9 protein-coding genes are annotated in these 12,727 nt (G+C 56.0%); 3 read left to right on the forward strand and 6 right to left on the reverse strand.

Annotated features, from left to right (window positions below):
• Nucleotide 1: 1 nt before the first annotated feature.
• The 4 genes from SK47_RS20860 to SK47_RS20875 are packed head-to-tail and all read right to left on the reverse strand — an operon-like array spanning nucleotide 2 to nucleotide 4,606.
• On the reverse strand, nucleotides 2-877 hold the full coding sequence (locus tag SK47_RS20860) for a [formate-C-acetyltransferase]-activating enzyme (protein ID WP_045343484.1): 876 nt from the start codon (nucleotides 875-877) through the stop codon (nucleotides 2-4).
• Complete coding sequence (locus SK47_RS20865) at nucleotides 843-3,140, reverse strand: formate C-acetyltransferase (RefSeq protein ID WP_048245113.1); 2,298 nt, start codon at nucleotides 3,138-3,140, stop codon at nucleotides 843-845. Before SK47_RS20865 ends, SK47_RS20860 begins: the two co-directional genes overlap by 35 nt.
• Before the next feature lie 51 nt (nucleotides 3,141-3,191).
• Complete coding sequence (locus SK47_RS20870) at nucleotides 3,192-3,512, reverse strand: PTS fructose-like transporter subunit IIB (protein ID WP_045346531.1); 321 nt, start codon at nucleotides 3,510-3,512, stop codon at nucleotides 3,192-3,194.
• A gap of 14 nt (nucleotides 3,513-3,526) precedes the next feature.
• Entirely contained in the window at nucleotides 3,527-4,606 is a 1,080-nt protein-coding gene (locus SK47_RS20875) for a PTS fructose transporter subunit EIIC (protein ID WP_045343481.1), read from the reverse strand.
• Nucleotides 4,607-4,911: 305 nt separating this feature from the next.
• Between SK47_RS20875 and ptsP the strand changes: the two genes are divergently transcribed.
• Genes ptsP through SK47_RS20890 form a run of 3 tightly spaced genes read left to right on the forward strand, consistent with a single transcriptional unit; the run spans nucleotide 4,912 to nucleotide 9,206 of the window.
• Nucleotides 4,912-7,413 (forward strand): phosphoenolpyruvate--protein phosphotransferase, encoded by a 2,502-nt coding sequence (gene ptsP / locus SK47_RS20880; RefSeq protein WP_048245115.1) that lies wholly within the window; start codon nucleotides 4,912-4,914, stop codon nucleotides 7,411-7,413.
• A gap of 14 nt (nucleotides 7,414-7,427) precedes the next feature.
• Complete coding sequence (gene fsa / locus SK47_RS20885; RefSeq protein ID WP_023315033.1) at nucleotides 7,428-8,090, forward strand: fructose-6-phosphate aldolase; 663 nt, start codon at nucleotides 7,428-7,430, stop codon at nucleotides 8,088-8,090.
• A gap of 12 nt (nucleotides 8,091-8,102) precedes the next feature.
• On the forward strand, nucleotides 8,103-9,206 hold the full coding sequence (locus SK47_RS20890; protein ID WP_023315034.1) for a bifunctional L-1,2-propanediol dehydrogenase/glycerol dehydrogenase: 1,104 nt from the start codon (nucleotides 8,103-8,105) through the stop codon (nucleotides 9,204-9,206).
• Nucleotides 9,207-9,298: 92 nt separating this feature from the next.
• Here the strand turns inward: SK47_RS20890 and katG are convergent, their stop codons facing one another.
• Together katG and metF are read right to left on the reverse strand one after the other, a co-directional pair.
• The gene (gene katG / locus SK47_RS20895; protein ID WP_048245117.1) at nucleotides 9,299-11,479 is read right to left on the reverse strand and encodes a catalase/peroxidase HPI; all 2,181 of its coding nucleotides are present in this window, start codon (nucleotides 11,477-11,479) and stop codon (nucleotides 9,299-9,301) included.
• Nucleotides 11,480-11,623: 144 nt separating this feature from the next.
• Entirely contained in the window at nucleotides 11,624-12,514 is an 891-nt protein-coding gene (gene metF, locus SK47_RS20900) for a methylenetetrahydrofolate reductase (protein ID WP_003862045.1), read from the reverse strand.
• Nucleotides 12,515-12,727 lie beyond the last annotated feature (213 nt).

A 12,727-nucleotide genomic window follows, 5' to 3' on the forward strand; every position in this document is an offset into this window, starting at 1 on the left:
TTCAGCCTCCCACGGTAACATTGAAACCTTCGCGCTCTGCCAGTTGACGCATCGCTGACACCTCATCTTCTGTCGGAGGGGTCGCTTGCCGCATTCCCCACTCCTGTCCCAGCAGACGGTATTTTGGCTCCCCATACTGATGAAAGGGCAATAAATGCAGTTGCCGTATTCCTGAAGGTAGCAGGAAAGCCAGCACGCGCGCCATGTTCGTTTCGTTAAGCGTATAGCCAGGAATAAGCGGCACACGAGGAATCACGTTTATCCCGTCAGCCACCAGCTGGCGGAAATTATCCAGCACTCTGGGAAGATTCATTGCCACAATCGATTGGGCCAGATCCGCGTCCATGATCTTTAAATCAAACAACACTTCATCACACTGGCGAGCCAGCGGCATTAATCGGGACAAAGGGGCATCGCCTGCCGTTTCGATGGCCGTATGCACGCCGAAACGGCGTAAACCCTGTAGAAATTTTGTCGCGAAAGGCGCATGCAGCAACACTTCGCCACCCGAGAGCGTCACCCCACCTCCCGAGGAACGAAAGAAAACATCGTCTTTCATTACCTCGCTTACCAGCTCCTCCAGCGTAACATCCCGCCCAATAGGCTCAAATGCGCCGGAGGGGCACTCATCGACGTCCCGCAAACAGGGTGCGCAGTGAAGACATTTGCTTTCTCTGCGCACCGTTTCGATTTTCGGTGAAATTGACTCCGGATTCGCACACCACGGACAACGGTGAGGACAACCTTTAAAAAAGACCACCGTACGGATGCCGCGACCGTCATTCAATGAGTAGCGCTGGATATTGAAAATACGCGCCACCTCGGCGTGCGTTTCAACCACGTCACAGCTGATGCGCTGTGCGGCGGATAATGTCATCCTGGATCTCCTTCGATAACTCAACAAAGAAGGCGCTGTAGCCAGCAACGCGCACCACCAGCCCGGCAAAATCCTGTGGACGCTGTTGCGCTTCACGCAATGTTTCCGCGTTCACCACGTTGAACTGGATATGCTGCAACTTAAGCTGGGTGAAAGCACGAAGGAAATCCGCCAGCTTTTGCAGCCCGGCATCGCCTTCCAGCGTCGCAGGGGTAAATTTAACGTTTAACAGCGTACCGTTAGATAACAGATAGTTATCCAGCTTGCTTACCGATTTAAGTACCGCCGTTGGGCCCTGCATATCTTGCCCAAGCATCGGCGAGAGCCCACCGTCAGCCAGTTGCTCTCCGGCAAAGCGGCCATCCGGTGTAGCTCCCACCACTGCCCCCAGCGGCACGTGTGCCGATACGGTATAAGAGCCTGGCGTGAACTGTCCGCCGCGCGGGTTCCGGTATTTTTCGACCTCTTTACAGTAATGGCGCAACAGTTCAGCGCTGATATTGTCGACATCATCGATATCATTGCCGTATTTTTCGAAGCGATTGATCAACCTTGCACGCACCTTTTCTCCCTCAGGGGTGGCAAAGTTCGCTTTTAACACGGCTAAGAGCTCATCAAAACTTAAGCGATGCTGTTCAAAGACCAGCCCTTTCAGGGCGTGCAGTGAATCACTCAGGTTGGCTATCCCGATCCCCTGAACGCCAGAAAAGTTATATCGCGCCCCGCCGTCGGTAATATCTTTCCCTGATTCAAGGCAATCGCTGATAAATGAAGAGAGCAACGGTACCGGTGCCCAGTCTCGATGGCCGATATCGCAAATGTTGCTCCCCTCAACCATCAGCGCAATGTAGTGGTTAATTTTGGCCCGAATATGGTCCAGCAAGCCTTCATAACTCAGCGTTGAATTACCTTCGTTCTCCAGCATCGCGATTTCCATTACTTTCAGCAGGTTAAACATCGCGATATCGTGCAGACCGTAGGTTTTACCCGGAATTGACAGTTCTACACAGCCTACCACCGCGTAGTCGCGCGCATCCTCCAGCGACACACCCCGATTCAGGAAAGCGGGTACCACCACTTCATCATTGAAAATCTGCGGAATACCAGTGCCCAGGCGGATCGTCTCTGCCGTTTTAAGCAGGAAAGGTCGGTCGATAAGTTCATTAACCCGTACGCCAAGGTTCGGTTGAGGAAGCTGAACGCTTTGGTAAGCATCCAGGCACAGGAAGGAAAGCACATTCACCGCGTTACGCCCGCTTTCCGTCAGTCCGCCCAATAACGCGGTATACCCGGTCGGGAAGCCGGCAAAATAACGGGCGCTGCTGGTCGAGCGCAAGAGCACCACGTCGTTACACTTCACCCACAGCGATTCCAGCAGCTCTTTCAGAAATGCCGGGTCGTCTCCCTGCGTTAACGAGGCCTGATAAAACGGCAGCATATACTGGTCGAAGCGCCCAATAGAAAGCGAGCTGGCGTTAGATTCGTATTGCAAAATGACGTTCATATACCAGAACAGCTGACACGCCTGCCAGAACGTTTGCGGCTTATGCTCCGCGTTGTGCCGCGAGATTTCGGCAATCTTTCGTAGCTCTTCACGCCGTGAAGCGTCATCACAGACGGTTGCAAGCGTTTCAGCCAGCGCAGCATAGCGCAGAATATGGCGCTGGGAGGCTTCAAGCAGAATCAGCGCGGCGGCATAGAACGTGTTCTGAGCATCGCGGGCACAATATTCTCGCATTTGCTCCACCAGCGCACCCAGCCCGTTATTCAGCAGGCGCGGATAATCAATAATGATATGCCCCTGCCCTTTGTCCGTCTGGTTGACGCTGAAAATTTGCGTCCCTACAGCGGCTTTCACCTCATCCGTCATCTGGCTGTTGATGAAATCTTTCATCGACCGTTTTTCCCAATAGGGATACAGCACGTCGCGGTAGATCTGCTTATCCGCTTCGCCGATCTCGAAGCGGTCCTGCGGACGTGTGGAAAACTGGTCCAGCTCCTTAAGTAGCCAGTACGGATCCATCTCAGGGGACATAATGCCCGCGCGCGGTTTAACGGTGCGGTTTCCGGCAATCAGTTCCTCATCACGAATCGCGATATTCACATGGTCAAGAATGTACGCCGTGGCTTTTGCTCGCCTGAGGATAACCGGCTCGCCCTCCGTCTGTTGATGGCTGGCGGTATAGAGCAAAGCACGCTCAAGCGAGATTTCACGTGGACTGGCAAAAAGTGCGTCTTTCAAACGCTGGATACGATTCGTCATGAGGGAACTCCTGTAACGGAAAACGAACCCGCCCCGAAGGGCGGGAGAGCGTCAGGCGATTTGCGCCAGGTGGGCATCAATTTTGTTCATGATGGCGTCGGCGCGTTTTACCGCGTCGCTGATATTGACGCGTACAATGGTTTTCCCGGCAAAGCGCTCTTCGAATTTAATGCCGATATCTTTGGTCAGGATCACCATATCGGCGGCGGCAACGTCTTCTGCCGTCAGTTCGTTCTCCAGGCCAATTGACCCCTGCGTTTCAACCTTCACTTCCCAACCTTTAGATTTGGCGGCACTTTCCAGCGCTTCGGCCGCCATGTAGGTATGGGCAACGCCTGACGGACAAGCTGTTACTGCGATAATTCGGGCCATGTTCTTTTCCTCAATCAGTTAATTTCGAAATCCAGATCCAGGTCGTCCTCTTTTTCCTCGACCTGTTTTGCATTCTTGCGGGCAAAACTCTTCAGCACGTTAACGCTAATGGCCGTCACAACAGCCCCCACGGCAACCGCCACGATGTAGCCCAGCTTGCCCTCCACCACAGGGAGAACGATGAGCCCGCCCCAACCGGCATAGCATTGTGCGCCCATCACGGCGGCCGTCACTGCGCCACATGCGGATCCCAGCATGATGGAGGGAATAACGCGCAGAGGATCAGCAGCAGCGAACGGAATGGCCCCTTCGGTGACCCCCACGCAGCCCATCACTAATGCAGCCTTACCCGCTTCACGCTCTTCACCGGTAAAATTCTTGCGATTAATCAGCGTCGCCAGGCCTAATCCTAGCGGTGGTATGCAAATAGCCACGGCGGCAATTGCAACGACGGTATAGACGCCCTGCGCAACGCAAATCAGCATGAAGGCATACGCCACTTTGTTGACCGGGCCGCCCATATCGAACGCCAGCATGAGACCGATAATAATGGCGAGTACCACAATGCTGCCCTGCTGCATTCCTTGCAGCCACTGGGTAAGGCCGGTGGTCAGTGCGCCTACAGGCTCGCCCAGCCCCCACATCATGATGCCTGCTGTGATAAACGTGCCGATAATCGGGATGATGAAGATAGGCATGACGGAGCGCAGCACTTTCGGGACCGGCAGTTTTTTCAAGTACCAAACGACAATCCCACCGAAAATCCCGGCGATAATCGCGCCAAAGAACCCGGCACCGAAGCTGTTGCCCACCCAGGCGGCAATTGCACAGGGAGCCAGCGCGGCACGTTCTGCAATGGAGTAGCCGATATAGGCGGCGAGGAATGGCACCATCAGCGTTAACCCCGCCACGCCGATATCAAAGAGCTTTTTCAGGTTGGGATCAGTTGCGGCATCGGGCACCGCGCCTTTGCCATACAACATGACCGAAACCGCCAGCAAAATGCCGCCCGAGACCACAAACGGGATCATGTGCGACACCCCAGTCATCAGATGCTGCCGCGTGTTCTTGAGAATATGCACCAACTCTTTCATATGTCGCTCCTGGCCTAAAACCATAAAGATGTTGTGGCAAACAATAGGCAATCAGGAAGACGGCGGACAGGAGACAAAAAGGCCATTTACTGGATTTTTGTAATGTCGAAATAAAAATGCGATCCGCCTCGACATTTCTGATAGACGTTACGCATAAGACAAAGGACCACAACCTGTGAGTCAAATCTCACTTTCCACGTGACATTACATTTGTCCAGCTTTTGGCAGATTTGTCACATGGCGCGCGTCATCAACACACTCGTATGCTGTTGCCCAATGAATGAGGATTGATTTCAGGAGTGTGTATGGCTCTCGTAGTGGAATTTACCTGTGAATTACCCAACGGTGTTCACGCGCGTCCGGCAAGTCATGTGGAAACGCTGTGCAATACGTTTATCTCGCAAATCGAATGGCACAACCTGCGCACAGACCGTAAAGGGAATGCCAAGAGCGCACTGGCAGTCATTGGCACCGATACGCTGGCAGGCGATGCCTGTCGTCTGGTGATCCAAGGTGAAGATGAGCAGAACGCCTATCAGCAACTGGAACAATGGCTCCGGGAAGAGTTCCCACACTGTGATGCGCCGCTCGCAGAAGCCATTAATATTGAGCGCGATCCGCTGCCAGAATCCCTCGCGCGCCTTAATCCAACGCTTTTCCGCGCCCTGCCCGTTTGCAGCGGTAGCGCCCAGGGCGTGTTGACCTTGCTGGCCTCGCTGGATCTCAACGCACTGTCAGATTTAGCCGAAGCGAAAGACGAAGGAGATGAGCAGTTAGCACTGGATAATGGTCTCACCCTGATGGTGAAAAACATTGAGCTGCGCGCGCTGGACAGCGACAGCACCGCCAGCGCCATTCTTGAAGCCCATCGTTCGCTGGCTACGGATACCTCGCTGCGCCAGCACCTCCTGTCAGGGGTCAACCGGGGCTTAAGCTGCGCTCAGGCCATCATCGCCACGGCGAACCATTTCTGCGATACGTTCTCTCGTTCCAGCAGCACGTATTTGCAGGAACGTGTGCTGGACGTACGCGACGTCTGCTATCAGCTTTTACAGCATATCTACGGTGAAGCGCGTTTCCCGTCTCCGGGGCAACTGACGCAGCCGAGCGTCTGCCTTGCTGACGACCTCACGCCCGGCCAGTTCCTGGAACTGGATAAAACCTTGCTAAAAGGGCTGCTGTTAAAAAGCGGTGGAACAACCTCGCATACGGTTATTCTTGCACGTTCCTTTAATATTCCGACGCTGGTGGGCGTCGACAATGAAAGCCTGCTGCAGTGGCGCAATCAATCCGTATTTATCGATGGCAATGCTGGTGCCGTCGTGGTCGATGCCAGCGATGCGGTGGCGCGCTACTACCGACAGGAAGCACGGGTACAACAGGCACTACGCGAGCAGCAGGGCATCTGGCTGGACCGGGAAGCCAGAACCGCCGACGGCCTGCGGGTTGAGATTGCCGCGAACATCGCCCATGCGGTGGAAGCGCAGGCAGCCTTTGAGAACGGCGCCGAGGGCGTTGGCCTGTTTCGCACCGAAATGCTTTATATGGACCGCAGCAGCGCGCCCGGTGAAAACGAGCTCTACAACATTTTCTGTCAGGCACTGGAAAGTGCAAACGGGCGCAGCATCATCGTGCGGACCATGGATATCGGCGGCGATAAGCCGGTAGAGTACCTGAAGATCCCGGCCGAAAATAACCCGTTCCTCGGTTACCGCGCCGTACGTATTTACGAAGAGTATGCAGTGCTTTTCACCACCCAGCTTCGGGCGATCCTGCGCGCCTCTGCTCACGGCAGCCTGAAGATCATGATCCCGATGATCTCTTCCATGGAAGAGATCCTGTGGGTGAAAGAGAAACTTGCCGAAGCGAAACAACAGCTCCGCGCTGAGCATATTCCGTTTGATGAGAAAATCCCGCTTGGCATCATGCTGGAAGTCCCTTCGGTGATGTTTATCATCGACAAGTGCTGCGAAGAGATTGATTTCTTTAGCATCGGTAGCAATGACCTGACGCAGTATCTGCTGGCTGTTGATCGCGATAACGCCAAAGTCACACGCCATTACAACAGCCTGAACCCGGCCTTCCTGAGGGCGCTGGATTACGCGGTACAAGCCGTCCATCGCCAGGGGAAATGGATTGGCCTGTGCGGCGAACTGGGTGCAAAAGGCTCGGTGTTGCCATTGCTGGTGGGTCTGGGTTTGGACGAGCTGAGCATGGGGTCGCCCGCTATCCCGGCAACCAAAGCGCGTCTGGCTCAGCTTGATAGCCGCGCCTGCCGCCAGTTGCTGAATCAGGCCATGGCGTGTCGCACCTCACTTGAAGTGGAGCACCTGCTGGCGCAGTTCCGCATGAATCAGCAGGACACACCTCTGGTTACACCTCGCTGCATTTCACTGGACAATGACTGGAACAGCAAAGAAGAGGTCATGAAGGGAATGACCGATAACCTGCTGCTCGCAGGACGTTGCCGCTATCCACGCAAGCTGGAGGCCGATCTGTGGGCACGCGAAGCGGTCTTCTCCACCGGGCTCGGCTTTAGCTTTGCTATCCCGCACAGCAAATCGGAGCACATTGAGCAATCCACCATCAGCGTTGCACGCCTGAAAGCCCCCGTCATGTGGGGAGATGAAGAAGCACAATTCATCATCATGCTAACGCTGAATAAACACGCCGCGGGCGATCAGCATATGCGTATTTTCTCCCGACTGGCACGCCGCATCATGCATGAGGATTTCCGCAATGCGCTGGTTAACGCCAGCTCAGGGGAGGCGATTGCTTCCCTGCTACAACACGAATTAGAACTGTAAAACGAGGAAGAGTGATGGAACTGTACCTGGATACCGCCAACGTAGCGGAAGTTGAACGCCTGGCGCGCATTTTTCCCATTGCGGGCGTTACCACCAACCCGAGCATCATTGCCGCCAGCCGTGAATCCATCTGGGACGTGCTGCCGCGCCTGCAAAAAGCCATTGGGCCGGAAGGCATGCTGTTTGCTCAAACCATGAGCCGCGATGCCGAAGAAATGGTGGCGGAAGCAAAACGGCTGAACAATGCCCTGCCGGACATCGTGGTAAAAATTCCCGTCACTGCACAGGGGCTCATCGCGATTAAGGCGCTGAAGAAAGAGGGAATTACCACGCTGGGCACCGCCGTTTACAGCGCCGCTCAGGGTTTACTGGCCGCGCTGGCAGGCGCGAAATACGTTGCGCCGTACGTCAACCGCGTCGACGCACAGGGCGGCGACGGTATTGGCATGGTACAGGAGCTGCAGTCCCTGCTGGAACTGCATGCGCCGGAAAGCATGGTGCTGGCTGCCAGCTTTAAAACGCCGCGCCAGGCGCTGGATTGCCTGTTGGCAGGATGTGAGGCAATCACGCTTCCCTTAGACGTAGCGCAACAAATGCTCGACACACCAGCGGTAGAGTCAGCCATAGAGAAGTTCGAGCAGGACTGGAAAAACGCGTTTGGTAACCTCAACCTCTAAGGGAGAACTGTTATGGACCGTATTATTCAATCGCCGGGGAAATACATCCAGGGTGCAGATGTTCTTACTCGCCTCGGCGACTACCTGAAGCCGCTGGCGAATCGCTGGCTGGTGGTGGGCGATAAATTTGTGCTGGGTTTTGCTGAAGAAACCCTGCGTCAGAGTTTTAAAAAAGCCGGACTCCATGCCGAAATCGCACCGTTTGGTGGCGAATGTTCGCAAAATGAAATCGATCGCCTGAAAAAGCTGGCCGACAGCGCCGACTGCCTGGCGGTGCTGGGTATCGGCGGCGGAAAAACGCTGGATACCGCCAAAGCGCTGGCGCACTTTATGGACGTGCCGGTGGCTATTGCCCCGACCATTGCCTCCACCGATGCGCCGTGCAGCGCCCTCTCCGTGATTTATACCGACAGCGGTGAGTTCGATCGCTACCTGATGCTGCCGCACAACCCGAACATGGTGATTGTCGATACCAAAGTGGTGGCAGGCGCACCTGCGCGCCTGCTGGCCGCCGGGATTGGCGATGCACTGGCAACCTGGTTTGAAGCGCGCGCCTGTTCGCGCAGCGGCGCCACGACCATGGCGGGTGGCAAGTGCACGCAGGCAGCGTTAGCGCTGGCAGAGCTGTGCTACAACACGCTGGTTGAAGAGGGCGAGAAAGCGATGCTGGCGGCAGAGCAGCATGTCGTCACACCGGCGCTGGAACGCATTATCGAAGCCAACACCTATCTCAGCGGGGTGGGCTTTGAAAGCGGCGGGCTGGCGGCGGCGCATGCCATTCACAACGGCATGACGGCGGTGCCGGATGCGCATCATTTTTACCATGGTGAAAAGGTCGCGTTCGGCACGCTGACACAGCTGGTACTGGAGAACGCGCCGGTTGAAGAAATTGAGACCGTCGCCGCGCTTTGCCACAGCGTTGGGCTGCCGATCACCCTGGCGCAGCTGAACATCAAAGAGGATATTCCGGCCAAAATGCGGCTGATCGCGGAAGCGTCCTGCGCCGAAGGTGAAACCATTCACAACATGCCTGGCGGCGTCACGCCGGATCAGGTCTATGCGGCGCTGCTGGTGGCCGACCAGTATGGACAGCGATTCTTGCAGGAGTGGGAGTAACGAAAAAAGCCGGGTGGCGCTGCGCTTACCCGGCCTACATGGCACTTTAATTTGTAGGCCGGGTAAGGCGTAGCCGCCACCCGGCACATGGGTTACTTCACGTCAAACCGGTCCAAATCCATCACTCGCGCCCACGCGGCAACAAAATCACGGACGAACTTCTCGTGTGCATCACTGCTGGCGTATACTTCGGCCAGCGCACGCAGGACGGCGTTTGAACCGAAGACCAGATCGGCGCGGGTGGCGGTGTATTTCACTTCTCCGCTGGCGCGATCGCTACCGGCAAACAGCTCGTTTGAGTCATCGGTCGCTTTCCACTGGGTGTTCATATCCAGCAGATTAACGAAGAAGTCGTTGCTCAGCACGCCCTCGCGGTTGGTAAACACGCCATTCTTGCTGCCATCGAAGTTTGCACCCAGTACGCGCAGACCGCCGATTAGCACCGTCAGTTCCGGCGCGGTCAGGGTCAGCTGCTGGGCTTTGTCGATCAGCAGCGACTCGGTGGTGGATACATCCACCTGCGCACGGTAGTTGCGGAAACCGTCGGCAACCGGTTCGAGCAGGTTAAACATCTCGATGTCCGTCTGGTCCTGACGCGCATCTACGCGGCCTGGGGTAAACGGTACGTTGACGTAAACGCCTGCCGCTTTCGCCGCCTGCTCAACGCCCACAACACCTGCCAGCACGATGATATCGGCCAGTGAGGCTTTATTAGTGGTGCGCTGAATAGCTTCCAGAGCCGGTAACGCCCGTACCGCCGCGGCGTTCACATCCCAGTCGCGCTGAGGCGCCAGCGCCAGACGCGCGCCGTTAGCGCCGCCACGCTTGTCGCCGCCGCGGAAGGTCGATGCCGACGCCCAGGCCACGGAAACCAGCTCGCTCACGGAGAGACCAGAGGCCGCGATTTCCGCTTTCAGGCTTTCAATATCTTCCTGCGTCGGATGGAACACCGGCTGCGGCAGCGGATCCTGCCAAATCAGATCTTCTTTCGGCACTTCCGGGCCGATGTACCGCGCTTTTGGCCCCATATCGCGGTGGGTCAGCTTGAACCACGCGCGCGCAAAGGCTTCGTTGAAGGCCTGCGGATCGTTCAGGAAGCGACGGGAAATTTTCTCGAATTCCGGATCAAAACGCAGCGTCAGGTCGGTGACCAGCATGGTTGGCTTGCGTTTTTTCGACGGGTCAAACGGGTCAGGCATAATTTCCGGCGCATCCACGGCTTCAAACTGAATGGCGCCCGCCGGGCTACGCGTCTGCACCCATTCGTATTTGAACAGGTTCTCGAAGAAGTAGTTGCTCCACTGGGTCGGGGTTTGAGACCAGATAACTTCCAGCCCGGAGGTGATGGCGTCAGCGCCAATACCGGTGCCGTGCGTGCTGGCCCAGCCCAGGCCCTGCGCTTCAATCGGTGACGCTTCCGGGTCAGTGCCCACATGCGTGGCTTCGCCTGCGCCGTGCGTTTTACCGAGCGTATGGCCGCCTGCAATCAGCGCGACGGTCTCTTCGTCGTTCATGCCCATGTTGCCAAAGGTAGCGCGGATCGCCGCCGCCGCAGACAGCGGTTCACCGCTGGCGTTTGGCCCTTCGGGGTTAACGTAAATCAGGCCCATTTCAGTGGCCGCAAGCGGGCGCTTCGCCAGCGCTTCCGGGTCACGGTGGGTCAGCCAGGCTTTTTCATCGCCCCAGTTCACGTCCAGATCCGGTTCCCAGACGTCTTCACGCCCGGCACCGAAACCAAAAGTGCGGAAGCCGGAGTTCTCCAGCGCCACGTTACCCGCGAGGATAAACAGGTCGGCCCAGGAGATTTTTTGTCCGTATTTTTGCTTAACTGGCCACAGCAGACGGCGAGCCTTATCCAGGCTGACGTTATCAGGCCAGGAGTTCAGCGGCGCAAAACGTTGCTGGCCGCGCCCCGCGCCGCCGCGACCGTCAACGGAGCGATAGGTACCCGCACCGTGCCAGGCCATACGAATAAACAGGCCCGCATAGCTTCCCCAGTCGGCAGGCCACCACGGTTGTGAGTCGGTTAAAAGGGCTTTGAGATCGCCCTTAAGGGCGGAATAGTCGAGCTTGCTGAATTCTTTGCGGTAGTCGAAGTCTTCACCCAGCGGGTTCGAACGGTTGGAATGTTGGTTTAGAAGATCGATGCGGAGTTGTTTAGGCCACCATTCTTTGCTGCCGGTACCTGCACCCGCGCTGTGATCGACGCCGCCCTGGTGGAACGGACATTTGCCGGCGGATGCCGCGTTATTGGTCTCGTCTGACATGCTCATCGCTATGCTCCCTTTACAGTGTTACCGTTACGATATACACCACTAGCGATAAGAGATAGTTGAATTAATCCACAGATTCGATAGCTAATACCTTTTAACTCTCTGTTCGATTAAAAAACCCTCGTTTTATGAGGGCTTTTTACTTTACAGCGCCGGGCGAACACCGAGCGTATGGCAAATGGCATAGCTCATTTCCGCGCGATTCAGGGTATAGAAATGGAAATCTTTCACCCCTTCGCGGCTTAAAATCTTCACCATGTCCATCGCGATATTGGCTCCCACCAGCTTGCGGGTTTCCGGGTCGTCGTCCAGCCCTTCATACATTTTGGACATCCACAGCGGAATGCGCACGTTGGTCATATCCGCGAATTTCTTCGCCTGTTTGAAGTTCGAGACCGGCAGAATACCAGGGATGATTTCGACATCAATACCTGCCGAGACGCAGCGGTCACGAAAGCGCAGGTAGCTTTCAACGTCAAAGAAGAACTGAGTAATCGCACGGTTAGCACCAGCCTCCACTTTACGCTTCAGGTTGAGCAGATCCGCCTGGGCACTTTTGGCTTCCGGGTGAACTTCAGGGTAGGCGGCCACGGAGATATCAAAGTCGGCAACGTCTTTCAGCAGGCCGACCAGATCGGCGGCAAACATCTCTGGCTTACCGCTGCCTGGCGGGAGGTCGCCGCGCAGGGCCACAATGTGGCGAATGCCGTTATTCCAGTAGTCCTGGGCAATGGCGCGCAGTTCATCACGGGTGGCGTCGATACAGGTCAGGTGCGGCGCCGCTTCCAGACCGGTTCGGTCTTTAATGCCCTTAATGATGCTGTGCGTGCGGTCACGCTCACCGGAGTTGGCGCCGTAGGTCACGGAGACGAACTTCGGCTTGAGGCTGCTCAGGCGATCGATAGAGCTCCACAGGGTTTGCTCCATTTCACTGGTGCGCGGCGGGAAAAATTCAAAAGAGACGTTAATCTGGCCGTTTACTTCGGCCAGGCTCTGGTTCAGTGCTTCCCGCTGGTTGGCGTGAAAAAAGCTCATACCCTACCCCTATCAATCGCGTGTCATTGTCTGTTGTGTTGTGAACTTCTATACGTTTAGACGTCCAGATGTAAAAATGACGGAAAAGCGGGATGACGTCAACAGAAATAATCAACATTAACGGTGAGGTTTGTTCAGGGAAGATGAAGGGCATTCATGATGGGGGTGAGTGCGGTCTGATACCCTCACCCCGACCCTCTCCCACAGGGAGAG

Source organism: Enterobacter sp. BWH52, from assembly GCF_001037565.1.
GTDB lineage: Bacteria > Pseudomonadota > Gammaproteobacteria > Enterobacterales > Enterobacteriaceae > Enterobacter > Enterobacter hormaechei_C.